This window comes from Hydrogenophaga sp. BPS33 (assembly GCF_009859475.1).
Taxonomy (GTDB): domain Bacteria; phylum Pseudomonadota; class Gammaproteobacteria; order Burkholderiales; family Burkholderiaceae_C; genus Hydrogenophaga.
On the sequence record NZ_CP044550.1, the window covers coordinates 60104 to 80263 of the forward strand.

The window sequence follows — 20160 nt, forward strand, 5'->3', positions numbered from 1 at the left end:
AATGAACGAACCGAACGGCTGCTGCACATGATCGAGACCGAAGGCGTGGATGGCAGCCTTCGCGTCGGGTTGAGGCCCACTGTCTTGTGGTGGCGCGCAGCACAGGACATTCACCACTGTGTGAGGCGCGGCAGAGCGCTTTGCGGCGGCTACTTCCCTTTGATGCTCTGCTTCAGCGCATCGAAACTGCCCTTGACAGCAGGGGCCATCAGCAAACCGGACTTGTCCTGCTTCGCGACTCCCTCGACTTCGAATCGGTCAGCCAGCTCGGTGTACGAAATCATGCCGTTGAGCTTGCCTCCACTTTGGGCAATGTTCTCGCCACCGAACCAGACGATGGGCGCCTTGGTACCGGCCGGCATGAACGACACCGGGTAGATGAGGATGGGCACCTTGTAGGTGTTGGCCAGCTCGGCAGCGACCTGGATGTTGTTGTTGCAGCGCAGGCCCGGTGGGTCGTTGCTGACGAGGGTCAGCACTTTCCTGCCGTCGATTTCCAAAGGCCCAGGAGCGGACTGGGCCCATGAGGTAGACAAGGCGCCCAGCAGCGCAGTCGTCAATGCGAATGTACGGATATTCATGCCGCAAAAACCTCAATCCTTCTTGCCGGCGCGGCTGCTGGCTTGCATGCCGCCGCTGGCCTTCCATTCGTTGTAGCCGCCGTGCAGAAGACGCACGTTCTCGTAGCCGTCCATACGCAGTGCCATGGCCACCTGACCGGCAAACGAGCTCGTGTTGCAGTAGACGAGGATGGTCTTGTCCTTGGGCAGCTTGGCGCGCTGCGCAAACACCTGACGCCATTCAATGTTCATGGCACCCGGGATGTGATCCTTGGCAAACTGCCCCGCGTCGCGCACGTCGAGCACGAACAGTTTCTTGTAGTCTTCTGCCGCCAGCTGCTCGGCCATGATGGTGCCGCTGTTGGCATCCGCAAAATCGAAGTAGCCCTCCAGGGCGCTGGTGGTGGCTTTGTCGGCCTGGGCGTGCGCGGCCAGTGGCAGGCAGGCGGCAGCCGCAAGGGCAAGGGTCATGGTCAGTCGGCGCGTGTTCATGGTTGTCTCCAGAGTGGTTGAGGGAAATCAGGTGGCGGGATTGAGGCGGGGGTGGGTTTCTTCCCCCCAGCGGAACAAGATGGCGCCGGACAGCAACATGGCCACGGCAACGAACCAGAAGGCGCTCTCGATGCGGCCACCCAGCGCGGCAGCTGCCCCCAGGCCAAGCGCGCCGATGCCGTAGCCCAGGTCGCGCCAGAAGCGGTAGATGCCGATGGCCGACGCTCGCCAGTTCGGGTGGGCGATGTCGGCCACGGCAGCGCTCAGGTTCGGGTAGAGCATGGCCATGCCCAGGCCCGCGACGGTGGCGGATGCGCTCCACCACAGGGAGCCGGTTCCCATCGGCATCAGGGCCACGCCGGCACCACATACCCACATGCCCCAGGCGTTCAACATGTGCCTTCCGATACGGTCGGAAAGACGGCCGGTGAAGAACTGCGCGGCACCCCAGGTGAAGCCGTAGATGCCGACGATCCAGCCGATGCCGGGCAAACTCACGCCCTGCTGGTGCAGGTAGACCGGCCAGAACGCCCAGACCAAGGCATCGACGAACTTCTCGACCAACCCGGCCTGGCAGATCGCCGCCATGCGGCGGTCGCGCCAACTCATCAGGGCGAACATCTCGGCCGTCGATGGCTTTTCGCTGACCGCCTTTGGGTATCGTGGCCTGAGCGCTTGGGCACCTGGAGCGGCGTGGCGCTTCACCTCGTCTCGCGCCCAAGGCAGCGTCTCCGAGATGGAGAGCCAGGACAGCGCCGTGGCCAGCCCAATCACGCCCATGCCGAACCACAAGAGGCCCTCTCGCGGGCCGAACATCGCGGCAAGGTAGCCCGTGATGACGCCAGCGATGGCCACGCCAACGTAGCCAGAGAACTCGTTCAAACCGATCACCAGGCCACGCTGATCGGCCCGGGTGATGTCAAGCTTGGCCGTCTGCGTCATCGACCAAGTGAGACCCTGGTTGATGCCCAGCAGCACGGTGCCAAACACGACCCACGCCCAGCTGGTTGCGAAGTAGATGAGCAACGGAATGGGCAAGGCAACCAGCCAGCCGAACAGCAGCACCCGTTTGCGGCCCATTTCTTCGGCCAGGCGCCCGGCAACGAAGTTCATCGTTCCCTTGACGAAACCGAAAGCCACGACGAAGGCCGCGAGCAGCATGAACGAGCCGCGCGGCACACCGAACTCGGACTCCGCCAGCGCAGGCACGACGTTGCGCATCATCCCGATGGTCATGCCCACGAGCAGCACCTGCAGCAACTGCTGCAGAAACTGACCGAGGTTGGCGCGGATGCCGAACTGCATGTCCTGTTCAGACGGTGGCTGGCACCACGCCTCGCAAGTTTGCCTCGACGATGCGCGCCATGTCGACCGGTCGGGGCGTCATCTCTGCAGTCAAGGCGGCCACGAACGCGGCCCTGTCCATCGCCAGCATCGGATTGAAGCGTTTCTCGAAGCCGATGGTGGATGCCGGTTTGCCCGACAGGCCGGCACCACATGCGCTGCCGGCCTGGTGACCCGGATAGATCTCCAGCTCGTTGGGCAGGTTCAGCAAGCGGTTTTGCAACGTGTCATAGAGCTGTGCAGCCATCTCGTGCTCCCGCTCCGCCAGGTCAGGTCGCCCGACCGCACCAACAAAGAGCGTATCGCCGGTCAGGACGAACCAGGGCTCATCACCCCGGCGCAGGTCTCGCACCATCAGGCAAACGCTGTCCGGGGTGTGCCCGGGCGTGTGGGCAATGTCCACAACCACGTTGCCCGCTTCCAGTCGTTGCCCGTCGTGTAATGGGGAAAAATCGAAGCCCACGCGACCCAGGTTGCTCTCGTGCAAGTGGTAGGCGGCCCCGACCCGTCGCGCGAGTTCCAGACCTCCCGAATAGTGGTCCGCGTGGACATGCGTGTCGATGACATGGACGATTTGCGCGCCTGCTCTTTGCGCCTCTTCCATGAACCAGTCTTCATCGCCAGCCACAACATCGACCGCAACAGCTTTCTGCAAACCAGCACAACCGAAAAGATAAGAGAGCGTGGCGTTGGCAGCCGGTCTTTGGCGGAAAAACATGGTGGTCTCCTGGGGCAGAGCACAAGCCTTGTCGGCCTAAGCTGTCCATTGGGTGATTTCGTCGAGGGTGCTGCGGTTGCACCTGGGATGAGGTCTTCTCAGTTCGTCACCGGCAAGCCTCGGGCTCGCCATTCGGCCACCCCGTCGGTGAGGTGAAAGGCCTGATAGCCCTTCTTGCGCAGAAGCTCGACGGCATCCTTGGCCATCAGGCAGAAGGGGCCACGGCAATAGGCAACCACCGGGATGTCCTTGGGCAACTCGGCGATGCGTTTCTTCAGTGCATCCACCGGCAGCGAGCGCGCGTGAGGCAGATGAGCCGCGGCGTACTCATTCTCGGGCCGCACGTCCAGCACAAGCACTTCACCGGCGGCAGCACGACGCAAGATGTCGGCGCGGTTGACGCCCTGCAGGTCGTCTCCGTGCTCGACGATGGAGGCGAGCGCCATCTGCAGTTCAACGAGACGCTCCTCGGCTGCCGTGCGCAAGTTCACCCACAGATCGGCCACGCTGGTACTCGCCAGCCGATACAGGACGTACTTGCCGTCCTTGCGGGTGTCCACCAGGCGCGCCAGGCGCAACTCTTTCAAGTGGGCGCTGGCCAGCTTGACACTGACGTCCGCCTGAGAAGCCAGCATCTCGACGGTCTTCTCACCTTGGCACAGCAACTCGATGAGCTCCAGGCGCTTGGGACTGGCGACAGCCTTGCCGATGCGCGCAACCTGGTCGTAAAGGTGGTTTTTGAGTTCTCTCATGACGACATTCTAGGGATTGTTTGAATGAAGTCAAAATCGACACGTGTGTCGACCGAGGTTCAGGTAGGGTTACCTTCCTAACCGAGGCATTAGCCTGACGTAAACCAATTCGCCCAACAACTCGACCAGCGTCTGCGTGACAATGACAGCAGGTAGCACGGGTATTGCCCCTGGCACTGAAAGCGCCAGGGGCAATACGACCAGCGAGTTGCGGGTGCCGGCGCTGAAGGCGACCGCGCGGCCGGCAGGCGCATCTATTCCAAACAGTAGCCCTACAAACCATCCCAGCAAGGGTGCGAGGACTGCGAACGCGATGTACGTAGGCACAACGTTTAGAGCGGAGCCAATTGCCGGGCCGAGTTGCGGCAGCACAGCGGCAACCACCACGAAGAGTACGAGCGCGGTCGCAGGCACCGGAAGCAGGCCCAAGCCCGTCGAAGCGCTTGCGCCGAGTGCACTCTTCGCTGTCCAGAGCTGCGTGATGGCAGCAAGTGCCAACGGAATCGCGATCAACCACACAAATGCATGGATGAAGGGTCCTGCCTGGACCAGGCGCGCTGCATCCTCCCCGAGAAACAGGCGCAGATATCCCGGCAGAAGGACCATCTGCGTGATGAGCAAAGCGGGCGTGGATGCCAGCAGCAGCCGCGCATCGGCTCGCCCAAGGTGGGCGAAGGTGACCACATAGTCGATGCACGGCGTGAGCAAGACCAGTAGCACGCCCAGGCGAAGCATGGGGTCTGCCGGCAGAAACTGGATCAGTCCCCAGACCAGCAACGGTACAACAAGGAAATTGGCGAACAGCAGCGCGCCCAGGAACTGAACTTGACCAAAAGCTCGTCTGAGTTCCGCTACTGGAACCTGCAGGAAGGTCACGTACAGCATCACCGCGAGGGCTGGATTGATGACCCCTTCTAGCACTGCCGTGCCTGGGACCGTCAAAGCGACAACGGTCGCAATGACAACGGCCGCAAAGTAAATCGAAATCTGATGCCGCTCCAGCGCATCTCTTACGTGTTGCATTCTCGGAAGTTCTCAGGTCAGCCAAATACAGGTGCGCGCCACACGTAAAAGGGCGCCTCGCGGCCGGCCGAAGTATCGCAGCGCCGCCTACCTCAAGGCTGGGAGTCTACCCAGCCGGCTTCAATAGCTTCTTCACTGCGTCTCCCCATCCGTAATGGATGCTGCACCCGTAGGCTTGGGATATGGGTTTGCTCACAGCCTTGCCAGCGATGGATTCGTTCAGGGCCTGACTGACGTAGTTGGTCGCGGTTTTGATGTCATCCGGGTTCGTGCTGGGCTTGCTGTCGATGGCACCTGCATAGACCAACTTGCCCTGCGGATCGATCACGAACATGTGCGGCGTTGCTCGCGCACCATAGGTCTTGCCGATGGTTCCCCCGCCATCCAGCAGGACTGCGGTGGGCGAAGCGCTTTTTTGCTTGAGCCAGTTGGGGAACGTGGAGGCCGCCTTCTTGTCGCCCGGCTCTCGCGCGTCGGAGTTGATGGAGATCCACACCGCTCCCTTGGACAGGGCAACCTTCTGGGTGGCTGGCATGTTGCCGCTGTTGTAGTGTTTCTGCACGAACGGGCAGCCCGGATTGAACCATTCGAGCACGACGTGCTTGCCGGCGAAATCAGCGAGCCGAACGGGCTTGCCGCTCACATCCGTCGCCTGAAACGCCGGGGCCGGTTGCCCGACGATCGCCTGTGCATGGGCGATGGGGGTGGTGGCAACCGCCATGAGAACGGCGGCAGTGGCAATCAGATTTTTCATATGGATTTCTTGGAGGTTGCCCCACTGCATCCGCATAAGGACGCAGGCAGCGATGCTTCGTTTTGAACTGCACTGAGTTGGTTGCTCGCATTTGAGCGCCGACGCCGGAACGTCCAGATGCCCAGCGCAACCACAGACGCAGCTGCGCTGGCGGCCGTGACGGCCACAAGACTCTGATGGCCCGACAGTTGCTCCCAGTTGAATCCGATCAGCCCGGCCACCGACAAGCCTGTGGTTAAGGGCACGAGAATGGGTATGGCGCAGCCTGCCGCGCAGGCTCCAGCCAATCCAAGGGTAGTGAGCATTGGTTTTTTCATTAGATTTCCTTGCAAGCAGTTCGGATAGACTGACTCTAAAACCTCAAGTAGCTTGAGATGCAAGGGCCGACGATGAATAACCGTCCCACGCAATTGACCATCGGAACGCTGGCGGAGCGCACAGGACTGAACGTCTCAGCGATTCGCTATTACGAGGAAGTCGGTCTCATTCCCGAAGCCATGCGCCGGCCGAGCGGCCACCGTGTGTACACCGCGGATGCGCAAGAGCTGCTCATGCTGATCCGCCATTGCCGGGATTTCGGCTTCTCTGTGGAGGAGACGAAGGCGCTGGTCGGCCTTGCTTCCAGGGACGATGCCGATTGTGTGGAAGCACGTGAAATCGCCCAGGTCCACCTTGACAGAGTGCGCGCGAAGTTGACGGAACTGCTAGCCCTTGAGAGGACCTTGAGCAGCTTTGTGACTGCGTGCACGGAGCAATGCGCAGGGGGGCCCGCGCCCAAGTGCAACATCCTTCAGGATTTGAGTCTGAGCGACGCCGCCAGGGTAGCAAAATCGGCCAAAACACAACCGAGTCGCTGTTGCGGGTAGTCCATCCTACATAGTAGGCCATTGGCGACAACTAGCGCTGCTTCCCATCTGCGCCTCGCTGCCGTCACTGCGGAGCGCATTTGCGTCGAGTTGGCCTGTTGCGTCCACCCACGCCCAAACCTAGTACGCCTAGATTCTTCTATTGTCAGGGAGATTTCCCGACACGCTCCACTTCGCTTTTGACCAGATCGTAGAGTCGCCCTGGATCGGTCGAAGACAGCGGTTTTCCATTGACGAAGAAAGTCGGGGTAGCCCGGACTCCGATCGCCTTCAGGTCCACGACGTCCTGCGCCAGCATCACGTCCACCGAGCCCTTGGCAATGTGTTTTCGTGCCCGCTCCACGTCAAGGCCGGCAGACTGCGCGATAGCCCATGCGCGATCGATGGCTCGTGTCCCCTGACCCGTCCACGCACGCTGGCCATCCAGCAAGGCCTCGAGCATGGGTTCGAACTTCCCCTGCGCACGTGCCGCCTCAAGAATCTTCACCGCTTCCACAGAAGATTCCCTGTGAAAAGGCGTGTACCGAATCACCAGACGTGCCTCTCGCGGAAACGCCACAAGGATCTGTTTTACCTGGGGATGAAATGCCTTGCAGGCTTCACATGCAGGATCGAAGAACTCCACGATGGTGACCGGCGCATCCGCGATACCAATGACTGGCGAGTGCGGCCGGACCATCGCACCGGCTTGCTCTGAGGCCACAAATGCCGCAACTTGCAGGGTGTGTCGCTGATAGAGAAAGACAGCGGCAGCAAACACTACGAAGGCGGCCAACGCCGAGAGAGAAACAAGGAGGCGGCGGTTCATGTTCGAGGCTGGTACGCAATGATCGCCATGCCCGCCAGCGTTACGGCCACACCCACCCAGTCCCAAGTGGACGGACGGATGCCGTCAACAGACCACAGCCACGCCAGTGCAACCGCCACATAGACCCCGCCGTAAGCAGCGTAGACCCGCCCCGAGGGCGCTGCGTGCAAGGTGAGCAGCCAGGCAAACGTGGCCAGGCTCACGGCAGCCGCTGGCAACAGCAGCCAGCCCGAGCCCTGGCCGCGCAACCACAGCAACGGCAAATAGCAACCAATGATTTCGGCGATGGCAGTGGCCAGGTAGAGCAGCAGTGTTTTCATATCGGCAGCGGACTTCAACCTTTCATTGAATTCAGCAGAGTCAGGATGTCTTCGGCGATCACGGCGGGCTCCGTGCCGTAGCTGGAGAACAGGCGCACGGCGCCATTGCTGTCGAACACATATTTGCCCGCCGAGTGATCCATCGTGTACGAGGTCGGTGTGATGCCTTCGGCCTTGCGATAGTAGATCTTGAAACTGTCCGCCACAGCTTTGAGTTCAGCCGGCTCGGGACGCAACGCCAGAAACGTCGGATCGAAGTTGGCCATGTACTCCTTGAGCAGCGGCAGTGTGTCGCGCTCCGGGTCCACCGTGATGAAGAGCACCTGCAACTGCTTGCCTTGATCGCCCATGAGGCGCTTGACCTCGGCGAGGGTGGTCATGGAGGTGGGGCACACGTCGGGGCACTGCGTGAAGCCGAAGAACACCACGACGGCTTTGCCGCGGAAATCAGCCATGGTGCGAGATTGACCGGTGTGGTCGGTCAGTTTCAAGTCTTGTGCAAATGCGGCGCCCGTGATGTCGGTGCTCTTGAACGTGGGCGCCTTGGGCGAACAGCCGGCCAGGAAACCGCCCCCGGCGAGCCACGCGGTGCTCAACGCCAGAACCGTGCGCCGGTTGAACGGACGTGCGGGTGTCGTGTGCTTCATTTTTTTGCCTTGGCCACTTCTTCGGCCACCAGTGCGGCCAGTTGATCGGGTCCGAAGCTCGGCAGGCTGCGGCCATTGACGAAGAAGGTGGGCGTCTTGGTGACTTGCAGCGCGGTGAGGTCTTCGATGTCTTGCTGCAGCAAGGACTGCATGCCGGGTTTCTCGATGTCCTGGCGCGCTTTGACGAGGTCCAGCCCGGCCTGCTCAGCCACCTTGAAAGCGATCTCGATGTTGGGCTGAGCATGATCAGCCCAGGCGGGCTGCGCGGCCAGCACGGCTTCAAGCACCGTCTGGTATTTGCCTTGGCCCTTGGCCGACTCCAGCAGCTTGACCACCCGGTCCGAGCCTTGGTGGAATGGCGCGTAGCGGATCACGAGCCGCACGTCGTTGGGGTACTGGGCCATCAGGTTCTTCACGAGGGGGTAGAACGCGCGGCAGGTCTCGCAGGCCGGGTCAAAAAACTCGACGATGGTGACCGGCGCGCCTTGTGGACCGAAAACCGGTGAATGCATGCGCACCAGACGGGTCTGCTCCGCCTTGGCCTGCTCGTCCTGCGCGGTCTGCACGCGCTTCTGGTAGGCGTTCATGCCCAGGTAGAAGAACAGGGCAACGATGGCCACCAGGCCGATGACGGTGATTCTCTTGGCGTTCATGAACGGGTCTTTCTCAAGTAAACAAAAAGCAGGATGGCGATGGCGATGAAGGCCAGGAGGGACAACCAGGGAATCTGGATGCCATCGAGGATTTCGAGACTCTGTTCGCTGCACGAAGGTCCAGTGCCACAAGGCACCCACCATTTCGGCACCCAATCGGCCACCAAGGCGGTGTGGTAGCCGGCCATGGCTGCACCACCCAGCGCAAGCGGCAGCGCATAGACAGCTCCACGCCGGTCTTCTGCGAAGGCCGCCATGCCCAGGATGAGCGCCAACGGGAACATGAAGATGCGCTGATACCAGCAAAGCAGACAGGGCGTCATGCCCATCACCTCCCCGATGAAAAGCGCGCCCAGCGTGGCAACCAATGCGATACCCCATGCGGCCATGATCCAGAACCAGCCATGCTTCATGAGGGCAACTCCTCGGATGTTCTACGGGGCGATGAGCGCGACGAGGCTTTCAGTGATTCAAGGCACATGAGCTGATCGACGCATAAGGGTGTCGCGACGGCGGCAAGCCACGTCCATCGCGGATTTCGCTGGGTCCAGCGAGCGGTCATGAAAAAGTCCTTCCTAAACGATCCAGGGTCAGTCACCGTGTGAAACGGCGGTCACTGAAGTCAGCGGATCGGGGAAGACGTGTGCGTCAGCGCATCAGGCGTAAGCGTTCAACCCCGAACCTCTCGGGGTGGACCATCGTGGGCGGTACGGTCGCTCAGGCCAGGGCGGCAGGAAGCGTTCGACGAGGTGCTCAGCCAACTCAATGCCAGCGGGGTCGACCATGGTCGCGGTGGTCGCGGTCACGGCTGCAGCGCAATTCGCATGGCAGGTTCCACAGTCAAGATCAAAGCCCAGGTCGTTGGTGGCCAGGTCTTCCGTACACGACCAGGCCGACATGAAGGTGGGCTGATGGTGTTGGAGCTGTGCCTCTTGGGTGACCGCAACGTGGCCGCAGCATTCAACCGCCGCTGCTGCAGAAAATTGCAGCGGTAGCAGCGTGAACATCAGCATGACCAGGAAAGCGCGCATGCGGCGGATTTTAAGCGGTGGGCATTTCAGTGGTCGCTTGCACGGGCGATCAAGTCGGCCAGTTCCGGACGCACCGGCATAGGCTCGAAGGCACTCACGATGGATCGACCAGGGTTGCCCAGCGGCAAGCGCCCGCTCAGGTGACCCAAGGGCACCAACGCCAACCTGAACATCTGGCCGGCAGCCTCGGGCCAGTCGCGTGTGCGCAAGGACAGGCCCAGCATGTGCGCGTGCGTTTGCAAATGGGGCCTTAGATGGAGCTGTCCCACGATATGAGCCGCCTCCAGATACAACCAGGCTTGCGAGGTGGAGCCAGCCGACTTCGCTTCGTGCATCAAACGAGTATGCGTGGCAGCATCGAACCGGCGACCGGCCTGCGGGTCAGTGAACATGGCCATGAAGGTCTCCTTCAGCGTGGTTTTTACAGAGTTCTTCCTTCGCTTGCCGAAGCACAGCCCAACCACCGTGTAGGGCTAGTAGGGAGGGACAATCAGCGGCTCGATCGCAGGACTTCCGAACGCCTTCTATGGACATTGATGAGTACTCCAAACACCAATGCTGACGGGGCTTCCCATCAGTGTCCATAGATGATCACTCGGGGTTGCCAGCAGAGCAGGCAGGGCGTCATTCCCATGACCTCTCCGATGAAAAGCGCACCGAGCGTGGACACCAGGGCAACACCCCAGGCGGCCATGAGCCAGAGCCAGCCATGTTTCATGAGGGCAACTCCCCGGGTGTTTTGCGGGGCGATCGGCGCGGCGGCGCTTTCAGGGATGCGAAGCACCACACCAACATGGAACAGACGATGAAGACATCTGCCAGGTTGAAGGCGGGCCAGTGAATGCTGCGCCAGTGGAAATCGAGGAAATCCACCACGGCACCGATCTGGACGCGGTCCACGAGGTTGCCGCCGCCACCGCCCACCACGAAGGCGCCCACCCACCGATCCAGCGGCGCGGCTTGCCGGGCAAGACACACGACGGAGACGACACCGACCACCAACACCGATACGCCGATGAAGAACCAGCGTTGCCAGCCACCCGCATCGGCCAGCAACGAAAAGGCCGCGCCCGTGTTGAGCACATGCACAAAGTTGAGCCACTCGGTCACCCGAACCGCTTCCCCGAGTGCAAGGGTGGTTGAGAAATACGATTTGCTGATCTGATCAACAAACAAGAGTGCCGCGATGGCAGCAAGCCACGTCCATCGCGGGTTTCGCTGGGCCCAGCGAGCGGTCATGAGAGAGTCCTTCCAGAACGATCCGAGGTCGGCCAGCGTGTGCGATGGCGGCCACTTGAAGCCAGGGGATCGGGGAGGAGGTGCCTGTCAGTCCATCAGGCCAAAGCGTTCAACCCCGAACCTCGCGGGGCAGACCATTTGGGACGATAGGGTCGCTTGTGCCAGGGCGGCAAGATGAGTTCGACCAGGTGTTCGACCCGCTCGATGCCAACGGGGACAGCCGTGGTTGCGGAAGTCGCCGTCAGAGCTGCAGCGCAATTCGTATGACAGGTTCCACAGTCAAGATCAAAGCCCAGGCCGTTGGTGGCCAGCTCTTCCGAACCCGAACCAGCCAACATATGGGCGGGCTGACGGTGTTGGACCTGTGACCCTTGGGCGACCGCAACGTGGCCGCAGCATTCAGCCTCCGCTGCGGCAGAAAACTGCAGCGGCAGCAGCGTGAGCATCAGAATGACCAGGAAGGCGCGCATGCAGTGGATTTTAAGCGGCGGGCATTTCAGTCGTCGCTTGCACGGGCAATCAAGTCGGCCAGTTCCGGGCGTACCGGCAGAGGTTCGAAGGCACTCACTGTGGAGCGCCCCGGGTTGCCCAGTGGCAAGCGCCCGCTCATGTGGCCCAAGGGCACCAACGCCAATCTGAGCATCTGGCCTGCAGCCTCGGGCCAGTCGCGTGCGCGCAAGGACAGGCCCAGCATGTGTGCGTGCGTCTGCAAATGCGGCCTCAGGTGAAGCTGTCCCACGATATGAGCCGCCTCCAGATACAGCCAGGCCTGCTCGGTGGAGCCTGCGGACTTCGCTTCGAGCATCAAGCGAGCATGCGTGGCAGCATCGAATCGGCGTTCAGCGTGCGGGCCAGTGACTGTGGCCATTGTGGCCTCCTTCAACGTGGTTCTTGCCGAGTTCTACCTGCGTCTGCCGAAGCACCGCCCAACCACCGTGCAGGGTCAGCGCCGCCATCGGGCTGGTCACGATGTGACGCGCCGCAGCAGGCGCAAGCCGTTGCCCACCACCAGGAGACTGGCGCCCATGTCGGCGAACACCGCCATCCACATCGTTGCGCTGCCGAACACCGCCAGCACGAAGAAGACCGCCTTGATGGCGAGCGCCAGGCTGATGTTCTGCCACAGGATCGCATGCGTCCTGCGGCTCAGCTGGATCGTCTCCGCGATGCGCCCCAGGTTGTCGTTCATGATCACGACGTCGGCCGCTTCCATCGCCGTGTCCGTGCCGGCACCGCCCATGGCAAAGCCAATGTCGGCCTGGGCCAATGCCGGTGCATCGTTGATGCCGTCGCCGGTCATGGCTGTCGGGCCGTAGCGCTCGCGCATCTCTTTGATCGCCGAGAGCTTGTCTTCTGGCAGCAGCCCGCCGCGCGCATCGTCGATGCCCGACTCGCGTGCCACCGCCTGCGCGGTGGCCGTGTTGTCGCCCGTCAGCATGACCGGGGTGACACCCAGTTGCTTGAGCTGCGCCACCGCCGCCACCGAGCTGGCCTTGATGGTGTCGGCCACGGCGAACAGGCCGAGCACACCGGTGTCGTCCGCCAGCAAGGTGACGGTGCGACCTTGTGCTTCATGGGCCATCAGCTCGGCATCGAGCTGTTCGTTGGACTGGTTGCGTTCGCGGATGAGACGGTGGTTGCCCAGAACCATGGCTTTGCCGTCCACCGCGCCTTCTACGCCACGACCCAGCAATGCCGTGAACCGCTCGACATCTGCTGCCACGCCCTCGATGCCCGCCGCAATGGATTTGGACACGGGGTGGTCAGAGCGGGCTGCGAGGCTTTTGGCCCAGCGCCTTGCTTGACCCTCGTCGGTCTGCCCCCATGCCTTGAAGGCCACCAGTTTCGGCTTGCCCTCGGTCAGCGTGCCGGTTTTGTCCAGGGCCACGGCCTTGAGCAGGCGGGCATCTTCGAGGTAGGTGCCACCCTTGATCAGGATGCCGCGGCGCGCGGCGGCGGCGAGGCCACTCACCACGGTCACCGGCGTCGAGATCACCAGAGCGCAAGGGCAGGCGATCACGAGCAACACCAGTGCCTTGTAGATGGCGGTCAGCCACTCCCAGTCGAGCAGCAAGGGCGGTAGCACGGCGACCGCCAATGCCATGGCGAAGACGGCCGGTGTGTAGATCGCGGCGAAGCGGTCCACGAAACGCTGCGTCGGCGCGCGGGTGCCTTGTGCTTCCTCCACGGCGTGGATGATGCGCGCGAGGGTGGAATTGCTGGACGCGGCGGTCACACGAAATTCAAGCTCGCCGTTTTCGTTGATCGTTCCCGCGAACACCTGGCTGCCCGGCTCCTTGTCGACCGGAATGCTCTCGCCCGTGACCGGGGCCTGGTTGATGCTGCTGTTGCCTTTGGTCACCACGCCGTCGAATGCGACGCGCTCGCCGGGCTTGACCCGTGCGATGGCGTTCAGCGCCACCTCGGTGGCCTTGACGCGGTTCCAGCTTCCGTCCGGCTGCAGGATTTCCGCGTCGTCGGGTGCCAGGTCCACGAGGCCCTTGATGGCATTGCGTGCGCGGTCCACGGCGCGGGCCTCGATGAGTTCGGCAATGGCGTACAGCGCCATCACCATCGCGGCTTCGGGCCACTGGCCGATGATGAACGCCCCCGTGACCGCGACCGACATGAGGGCATTGATGTTGAGCTTGCCGTGCCGCAGCGCGTTCAGCCCCTTGGTATAGGTTTCAAGGCCTGCCAGCCAGATCGCGGCGGCGGCCACCGCCATTCCAAGCGCCTTCCAGACCATAGTTTCCGGGGCGAAATAGGAGATGCCTTCCGCGAGCGTCGCGAAGACGAGTGCGGCGGCATAGCGCGCGTAGCCCCCGCCGGGCGCATGGTCATGTGTGTGGTCATGGTCATGGCCATGGCCATGGTCGTCGGTGGCGGCGCCCGCTGCGGTCGGCGCCGTCACGGTCTCGGGCGCGAAGCCAGCCTTGCGAATGGCGGTCAAGGCGGCAGTGACCGCATCTTCGGCGCCATCGATCCGCAGCGTTCGCTGGTTCAACCGAAAGTGCAAACCACGAATGCCGGCGATGGGCTCGACCAACCGGCGAATTTCGGACTCTTCGACCGTGCAGTCCATCGTGGGGATGCGGAAGGTGTTGGGCGCGATCACCGCCCCGGCAACGGGTTCGCGACTCACGTTGACAGGTGGCGCGCAACATGAGGCCGCATCGCCACTGGACGCGGCAGGTACACAGCAACTCGACACCGCAGAATCCTCGGGCGGAGTAGATCTCAAAGCTACTGGTCCGCAACAGGCATCGGCTTGACTCGTAGTGTTGGGAATGTGCGCTTTGACAGTAGCGCAGCATGTTGACGCACCGCTGGATTCGATGGGCGCTTTGTCTTGAGGGTGGTGTTTTGCCATGGGTTCTCGCTTTTAGGATATTTAAAACCCTATACCAACTCCAAGGTCAAGAGGCCGGGCGTCGGCGTGCGCTCTGAGTGTCGGGGCGGTCACCAAGCGCAAGACTCAAAGGAGCGACCTCAATCCGCAGGACCCCGTGACGATGCTTTGAAGTCAGCCTGGCGAGGGCGACTCCCGATCTACCTCGTCATGGCTTTGCCACAAGTTTGCGCAATAGTTCTATAATAATTGAACTATTGCAATGATCTCTCAATGGAGAACTACATGAAGGTTGGCATCAACGGCATGGGCCGCATCGGGCGACTGGCGCTGCGCGCGGCCATGGGGGCCGCCGATCGGCAAAACGACGATCCGCGTGCAGGCAATCGGTTGGAGGTGGTGCACCTCAACGAACTCAAGGGCGGCGCCGCCGCCACGGCGCACCTGCTTGCTTTCGACAGCGTGCAAGGCAAATGGCGAGCAGACATCGCTGCTGAGGGCGAGGACACCATCCGCATCGATGAGCAGCGGCTGTCGTTCAGCACCCACGGCACGGCAGCAGAGATTCCTTGGGGCGATCTGGGTGTGGACGTGGTGCTGGAGTGCACCGGCAAGTTCCTTACACCCGAGACCCTGCAAGGCCATCTGGACCGCGGCGCTAAGCGCGTCATCGTGGCCGCACCCGTCAAGGTCGGTGGCGTGCTCAACATCGTCGTGGGTGTGAATCACACGCAGTACGACCCCGCGCGCGACCGCATCGTCACCGCCGCGTCTTGCACGACCAACTGCCTGGCGCCGGTAGTACAGGTGGTGCACGAGGCTATCGGCATTCGCCACGGCCAGATCACCACGCTGCACAACCCAACCAACACCAACCTGGTGGTGGACGCACCGCACAAGGATCTGCGCCGCGCGCGCAGTGCGCTGATGAGTCTGGCTCCGACCACCACAGGCAGCGCCACCGCTATCGCGTTGATCTACCCTGAACTCAAAGGCAAGCTCAACGGCCATGCGGTGCGCGTGCCCGCGCTCAACGCGTCGCTCACCGACTGCGTGTTCGAACTCAAGCGCGAGACCACGGCCGAGGAGGTGAACGCGCTGTTCGCCACCGCGGCAAAAGGCTCGCTGGCGGGCATTCTTGGCTATGAGACGCGTCCGCTGGTCAGCGCCGACTACGCACGCGACACACGCAGCTCCATCTTGGATGCGCTCTCCACCATGGTGACCGACGGTACGCTGCTCAAGGTCTACGCCTGGTACGACAACGAGATGGGCTACGCCTGCCGCATGGTCGACCTGGCCTGCCATATGAGCGAAGCGGGCATCTGACATGCAGCACGCCGCGCGCAACTACGCCATCGTCACCGCCGCCTACTGGGGTTTCACGCTCACCGACGGCGCGCTGCGCATGCTGGTGCTGCTGCACTTCTACAAGCTCGGTTATTCCCCGTTTGCTCTCGCGTTCCTTTTCCTGCTGTATGAGGCGGCGGGCGTGCTGGCCAACCTGATCGGCGGCTGGCTCGCCACGCGCTACGGCATCACGCGCATGCTCACGGTGGGCTTGGTCACGCAGATCATCGGCTTCACGCTGCTCTCGATGCTTGATCCTGCGTGGACCGCCGCTATGTCGGTTGCCTGGGTGGTTCTGGCCCAAGGCATTTGCGGGGTAGCGAAGGATTTGACCAAGACTGCAAGCAAGTCGGCGATCAAGGTCACGGCCTCGCAAGCCAAAGAGCAGGGTTCGAGCCAGCTGTTCAAGTGGGTGGCGTGGTTCACGGGCAGCAAGAACGCGATGAAGGGCGTTGGCTTCTTTTTGGGAGGCCTGCTGCTGGAGTCTCTCGGTTTTCAAGCGTCGCTGTGGTGCATGGCGGGCCTGCTCGCTTTGGTTTTGATCGGTGTGATCAGTTCGTTGCCTGCCATGATGGGCAAGAGCAAGGCGTCCAAGTCGGCCAAAGAGTTGTTCGCGAAGAACGCCGGCATCAACGCCCTGGCTGCGGCGCGCGTCGTGCTGTTCGGTGCGCGCGACGTGTGGTTCGTGGTGGGCGTGCCGGTGTTCTTGTACTCGCAAGGCTGGACCTTCACCATGGTGGGTGGCTTTCTCGCGGCCTGGACGATTGGCTATGGACTGGTGCAGGCGCTCGCGCCGCAACTGGTTCGCCGCAGTGCAGACGGCTTGAGCGCTGAAGTGCCCGCCGCACGACTGTGGTCCGCATTGTTGGCGCTGGTGCCGGTCGGCATTGCCGTCGCTGTCTACCTGCAGGTGCCTAACCTGGAGTGGGTGGTGGTGGGCGGTTTGGGTCTGTTCGGCTTTGCGTTTGCCGTCAACTCGTCGGTGCACTCGTACCTCATCCTGGCGTACGCCGGCTCGGAAAAGGCGGCAGAGGATGTCGGCTTTTACTACGCGGCCAATGCATTGGGGCGTTTCATGGGAACGCTCATGTCCGGATTGCTGTACCAATGGGGTGGCCTGCTGTACGCGTTGGCGGGCTCTGCCGTGATGCTGATGATCTGCTGGCTGCTCACACTGCTACTTCCTGTAAGGAAGCAGGTTGATGCCCTTGCAAAGAACGAAAGACTGAATCATGGATGAAGCTGACGTCGTGCGCGCCCTCGGGGCGCTCGCGCAGGAAACACGCCTGCGCATCTTCCGCCTGCTGGTGGTGGCCGGACCTCAAGGGGTCTCGCCCGGCCAGATGGCCGAGGCGCTGGGGTGCTCGCCCACCACACTCTCGTTCCACCTCAAAGAGCTGGTGCATGCCGGCTTGGCCGGCAGCGAGCGAGATGGCCGTCACCTGATCTACCGCGCCAGCATTCCGCAGATGAACGGACTGCTGGGTTTTCTCACCGCGCATTGCTGCGAAGGGCAGCCCTGCGAAGTCAATCAGGTCGTTTGTACCGACTGTCCCTGAACATCCACACCGAAAGACTCCCATGTTGAAACCCACCTACAACGTCTTGTTCATCTGCACCGGCAACTCGGCGCGCAGCATCATGGCCGAAGCCATCCTGAACCAGCTCGGCGCAGGCCGCTTCCGTGCTTACAGCGCGGGGAGTCATCCGGCGGGTGCCGTCAATCCGAATGCCATCGAACTCCTGGAGCGCAGCCATTTCAAGACGACCGGTCTGCGCAGCAAGAACTGGAGTGAGTTCGCGACTTCCGATGCGCCAGTGATGGACTTCGTGTTGACCGTGTGCGACAAAGCGGCCGGCGAGGTGTGCCCCGTTTGGCCCGGTCAACCGATGTCCGCCCATTGGGGGGTGGAAGACCCAGCGGCGGCGAAGGGCAGCGAGGAAGCCATTCGTCGCGCGTTCAACGACAGCTTCATGGTGCTGAGCCGTCGCATCTCGCTCTTCATGGTTCTCCCTATGGACAAGCTGGACAAGCTCGCACTGCACAAAGAGCTCACCAGCATCGGCCAAGTCAAGTCCTGATTGTTTGCTTCCTCGCCCAGGCGCCATCGGTGCCCTGGGCGTTTTCGTTTTGAGGTGATGAGGTATGGGACTTTTTGAACGCTATCTGACGGTATGGGTGGCATGCGGCATCGCCGCCGGCGTGGGCTTGGGCTTGGCGCTACCCAGCCTCTTCGAGGTGGTGGCAGCGCTGGAGATCGCGCACGTCAACCTGGTAGTCGCCGTGTTCATCTGGGTGATGATCTACCCGATGATGATCCAGATCGACTGGTCGGCGGTGAAAGGCGTCGGCCAGCGTCCGCAGGGCCTGGTGCTCACGCTGGTGGTGAACTGGCTTATCAAGCCCTTCACCATGGCAGCGCTGGGCGTGCTGTTCTTCCAGTACCTCTTCGCTCCGTGGGTCGATCCGCAATCGGCCAAGGAGTACATCGCTGGCATGATCCTGCTGGGCGTGGCGCCGTGCACAGCGATGGTGTTCGTCTGGAGCCAGCTCGTCAAAGGCGATGCCAACTACACCCTGGTGCAGGTCTCGGTGAACGACCTCGTCATGGTCGTGGCATACGCACCCATCGCGGCTTTTCTGCTGGGCGTGACGGACGTGACTGTGCCATGGGAAACGCTGGTGCTGTCCACGGTGCTGTATGTGGTTCTTCCGCTCTTGGCCGGAATGGCCACGCGTCACCTGCTGGGCAAGAAATCCGATCACGCCGTCGGCGACTTCGTGGCGAAGTTAAAGCCCTGGTCAGTGGCCGGGCTCATTGCCACCGTGGTCCTGCTGTTTGGCTTTCAGGCGCGGACCATCGTGGCGCAACCACTGGTGATCGCGCTCATCGCGGTGCCGTTGATCCTCCAGTCGTACGGCATCTTCTTCATCACTTGGTGGGGAGCGAAGTGGCTCAAGCTGCGTCACGACATTGCCGGGCCGGCCTGCCTGATCGGCACGTCGAACTTCTTTGAGCTGGCCGTAGCGGTCGCGATCTCGCTGTTCGGCTTGAACTCCGGTGCCGCGCTGGCCACCGTGGTCGGCGTGCTGGTTGAGGTACCAGTGATGCTTTCGCTGGTGGCCTTGGTCAACGCCTGGAGGCCTGCGGAAAAACTCATCAACAAATCAAACAACGACATTGGAAAACGCCTGCATGCCTCTCGCTGATCTACCGCAACTGGCCGCCGAACACTTCCAGGCGCCAGATCCGCAGCGCCTTCGCCCGGCACAGCCGTCGACACACGCGCCGCGCATCCTGCTGCTCTATGGCTCGCTGCGCGTACGCTCGTGCAGCCGGCTTGTGGTAGAAGAATCGGTTCGACTGCTGCAGGCTATGGGCGCCGAGCCCCGCGTGTTCAACCCCAGCGGCCTGCCACTCCCCGACGACGCGCCTGAGACCCACCACAAGGTGGCCGAGTTGCGTGAGCTCGCGGCATGGGCCGAGGGCATGGTGTGGTGCTCGCCCGAGCGCCACGGCGCCATGACCGGCATCATGAAAGCGCAGATCGACTGGATTCCGCTGGCGTTGGGCGCCGTGCGACCCACACAAGGCAAGACGCTGGCCGTAATGCAGGTCAGCGGCGGCTCCCAGTCGTTCAACGCGGTCAACCAGATGCGCGTGCTCGGGCGCTGGATGCGCATGCTCACCATTCCCAACCAGTCGTCTATCGCCAAGGCTTTCCAAGAGTTCGATGAGCACGATCGCCTCAGGCCATCGGCGTTTCACGATCGCGTGGTCGATGTGCTGGAAGAACTGGTGAAGTTCACGCTGCTCACGCGCGACGTGGCACCATACCTAGTGGACCGCTACAGCGAGCGAAAGGAAAGTGCTGAGCAACTGATGCGGCGGGTGAATCAAGCTCAGATCTAGCGCGAGATGGAGACGCGTGTCACGAGGGCTAGCTTTTGTGTCACCCTCCCGTCGCGCGGTTCGGCGAGTCGTGGTTGGAGCGCGCGGGGAGCGGCTTCACGCGAGAAGTCCAGTCGCAAGAACTTTGGCGAGGACATAGGCCCGTCGCACCGCTTTGACTCGAACCGCGGCACCCCTGCGGCACGGGGTCTTGTAAGACCTTGATTTCTAGAATGCGCGGGAGCAGCTACTCTGGCACCCTACGCTGGAAGGGCGGTACTTGGACTTTTTCCTCGCACTGTCGCATCACCGGCGTCCTGGCGCCTCCAAGCGGCACATTGCTGGGCACACTTTTGTA

Annotated in this window: 26 protein-coding genes and 1 pseudogene; 7 read left to right on the forward strand and 20 right to left on the reverse strand. The window is 62.2% G+C overall.

Annotated features, from left to right (window positions below):
- Positions 1-149: 149 nt before the first annotated feature.
- The 8 genes from F9K07_RS29685 to F9K07_RS31655 form a co-directional block, all read right to left on the reverse strand.
- Complete coding sequence (locus F9K07_RS29685; protein ID WP_159597221.1) at positions 150-581, reverse strand: hypothetical protein; 432 nt, start codon at positions 579-581, stop codon at positions 150-152.
- A gap of 12 nt (positions 582-593) precedes the next feature.
- The gene (locus F9K07_RS29690) at positions 594-1052 is read right to left on the reverse strand and encodes a rhodanese-like domain-containing protein (protein WP_159597222.1); all 459 of its coding nucleotides are present in this window, start codon (positions 1050-1052) and stop codon (positions 594-596) included.
- Between the two features lie 27 nt (positions 1053-1079).
- A complete protein-coding gene (locus tag F9K07_RS29695; protein WP_159597223.1) occupies positions 1080-2357 on the reverse strand; it encodes an MFS transporter in 1278 nt (425 codons plus the stop codon).
- Between the two features lie 7 nt (positions 2358-2364).
- Entirely contained in the window at positions 2365-3114 is a 750-nt protein-coding gene (locus F9K07_RS29700; protein ID WP_159597224.1) for an MBL fold metallo-hydrolase, read from the reverse strand.
- A 98-nt stretch (positions 3115-3212) separates the two neighbouring features.
- Positions 3213-3866 carry an ArsR/SmtB family transcription factor gene (locus F9K07_RS29705; RefSeq protein ID WP_159597225.1) on the reverse strand — a complete coding sequence of 218 codons (654 nt, stop codon included), beginning with the start codon at positions 3864-3866 and terminating at the stop codon, positions 3213-3215.
- Positions 3867-3935: 69 nt separating this feature from the next.
- A complete protein-coding gene (locus F9K07_RS29710; protein ID WP_159597226.1) occupies positions 3936-4889 on the reverse strand; it encodes an arsenic resistance protein in 954 nt (317 codons plus the stop codon).
- A gap of 106 nt (positions 4890-4995) precedes the next feature.
- Positions 4996-5643, reverse strand: coding sequence for a redoxin domain-containing protein (locus F9K07_RS29715; RefSeq protein ID WP_236582121.1), 648 nt, complete (start codon positions 5641-5643; stop codon positions 4996-4998).
- Positions 5640-5960, reverse strand: a complete 321-nt coding sequence (locus F9K07_RS31655) for a hypothetical protein (RefSeq protein WP_201451628.1) — start codon at positions 5958-5960, stop codon at positions 5640-5642. The genes F9K07_RS29715 and F9K07_RS31655 overlap by 4 nt, the downstream gene beginning before the upstream one ends.
- A 72-nt stretch (positions 5961-6032) precedes the next feature.
- On the opposite strand from F9K07_RS31655, the gene F9K07_RS29720 reads away from it, so the two are divergent.
- A complete protein-coding gene (locus tag F9K07_RS29720; protein WP_236582123.1) occupies positions 6033-6509 on the forward strand; it encodes a MerR family transcriptional regulator in 477 nt (158 codons plus the stop codon).
- 145 nt (positions 6510-6654) lie between these two features.
- Here F9K07_RS29720 and F9K07_RS29725 read toward each other — a convergent pair whose 3' ends face one another.
- The 12 genes and pseudogenes from F9K07_RS29725 to F9K07_RS29780 all read right to left on the reverse strand — a co-directional run bounded on the left by F9K07_RS29725 (position 6655) and on the right by F9K07_RS29780 (position 14421).
- Positions 6655-7317, reverse strand: coding sequence for a DsbA family protein (locus tag F9K07_RS29725; protein WP_159597229.1), 663 nt, complete (start codon positions 7315-7317; stop codon positions 6655-6657).
- Entirely contained in the window at positions 7314-7637 is a 324-nt protein-coding gene (locus F9K07_RS29730) for a YnfA family protein (protein ID WP_159597230.1), read from the reverse strand. Before F9K07_RS29730 ends, F9K07_RS29725 begins: the two co-directional genes overlap by 4 nt.
- A gap of 14 nt (positions 7638-7651) precedes the next feature.
- A complete protein-coding gene (locus tag F9K07_RS29735) occupies positions 7652-8284 on the reverse strand; it encodes an SCO family protein (protein ID WP_159597231.1) in 633 nt (210 codons plus the stop codon).
- The gene (locus F9K07_RS29740) at positions 8281-8937 is read right to left on the reverse strand and encodes a DsbA family protein (protein WP_159597232.1); all 657 of its coding nucleotides are present in this window, start codon (positions 8935-8937) and stop codon (positions 8281-8283) included. The genes F9K07_RS29735 and F9K07_RS29740 overlap by 4 nt, the downstream gene beginning before the upstream one ends.
- A complete protein-coding gene (locus F9K07_RS29745; RefSeq protein ID WP_159597233.1) occupies positions 8934-9350 on the reverse strand; it encodes a disulfide bond formation protein B in 417 nt (138 codons plus the stop codon). The genes F9K07_RS29740 and F9K07_RS29745 overlap by 4 nt, the downstream gene beginning before the upstream one ends.
- A gap of 243 nt (positions 9351-9593) precedes the next feature.
- Positions 9594-9968 carry a hypothetical protein gene (locus F9K07_RS29750; protein WP_159597234.1) on the reverse strand — a complete coding sequence of 125 codons (375 nt, stop codon included), beginning with the start codon at positions 9966-9968 and terminating at the stop codon, positions 9594-9596.
- A gap of 26 nt (positions 9969-9994) precedes the next feature.
- Positions 9995-10366 carry a DUF3703 domain-containing protein gene (locus F9K07_RS29755; protein WP_159597235.1) on the reverse strand — a complete coding sequence of 124 codons (372 nt, stop codon included), beginning with the start codon at positions 10364-10366 and terminating at the stop codon, positions 9995-9997.
- 185 nt (positions 10367-10551) lie between these two features.
- Positions 10552-10686 (reverse strand): annotated as a pseudogene (locus tag F9K07_RS29760) (disulfide bond formation protein B); the annotation flags it as partial.
- Positions 10683-11207, reverse strand: a complete 525-nt coding sequence (lspA, locus tag F9K07_RS29765) for a signal peptidase II (RefSeq protein WP_159597236.1) — start codon at positions 11205-11207, stop codon at positions 10683-10685. The gene lspA and the pseudogene F9K07_RS29760, both read right to left, overlap by 4 nt.
- A gap of 95 nt (positions 11208-11302) precedes the next feature.
- Positions 11303-11677: a hypothetical protein gene (locus tag F9K07_RS29770; protein WP_159597237.1), complete on the reverse strand. Its 375-nt coding sequence runs from the start codon at positions 11675-11677 to the stop codon at positions 11303-11305.
- A 26-nt stretch (positions 11678-11703) separates the two neighbouring features.
- Positions 11704-12075: a DUF3703 domain-containing protein gene (locus F9K07_RS29775; RefSeq protein ID WP_159597238.1), complete on the reverse strand. Its 372-nt coding sequence runs from the start codon at positions 12073-12075 to the stop codon at positions 11704-11706.
- Positions 12076-12171: 96 nt separating this feature from the next.
- Positions 12172-14421: a heavy metal translocating P-type ATPase gene (locus F9K07_RS29780; protein WP_442907460.1), complete on the reverse strand. Its 2250-nt coding sequence runs from the start codon at positions 14419-14421 to the stop codon at positions 12172-12174.
- Positions 14422-14844: 423 nt separating this feature from the next.
- On the opposite strand from F9K07_RS29780, the gene F9K07_RS29785 reads away from it, so the two are divergent.
- The 6 genes from F9K07_RS29785 (at position 14845) to arsH (ending at position 19823) form a co-directional block, all read left to right on the forward strand.
- Positions 14845-15888 (forward strand): ArsJ-associated glyceraldehyde-3-phosphate dehydrogenase, encoded by a 1044-nt coding sequence (locus F9K07_RS29785; RefSeq protein ID WP_159597239.1) that lies wholly within the window; start codon positions 14845-14847, stop codon positions 15886-15888.
- 1 nt (position 15889) lies between these two features.
- Positions 15890-17149, forward strand: coding sequence for an organoarsenical effux MFS transporter ArsJ (gene arsJ / locus F9K07_RS29790; RefSeq protein ID WP_159597240.1), 1260 nt, complete (start codon positions 15890-15892; stop codon positions 17147-17149).
- Entirely contained in the window at positions 17142-17468 is a 327-nt protein-coding gene (locus F9K07_RS29795; protein WP_159597241.1) for an ArsR/SmtB family transcription factor, read from the forward strand. Before arsJ ends, F9K07_RS29795 begins: the two co-directional genes overlap by 8 nt.
- 22 nt (positions 17469-17490) lie before the next feature.
- Entirely contained in the window at positions 17491-17991 is a 501-nt protein-coding gene (locus F9K07_RS29800) for an arsenate reductase ArsC (RefSeq protein WP_159597242.1), read from the forward strand.
- Positions 17992-18055: 64 nt separating this feature from the next.
- The gene (arsB, locus tag F9K07_RS29805; protein ID WP_159597243.1) at positions 18056-19120 is read left to right on the forward strand and encodes an ACR3 family arsenite efflux transporter; all 1065 of its coding nucleotides are present in this window, start codon (positions 18056-18058) and stop codon (positions 19118-19120) included.
- Positions 19107-19823: an arsenical resistance protein ArsH gene (arsH, locus tag F9K07_RS29810; RefSeq protein ID WP_159597244.1), complete on the forward strand. Its 717-nt coding sequence runs from the start codon at positions 19107-19109 to the stop codon at positions 19821-19823. Before arsB ends, arsH begins: the two co-directional genes overlap by 14 nt.
- Positions 19824-20160 lie beyond the last annotated feature (337 nt).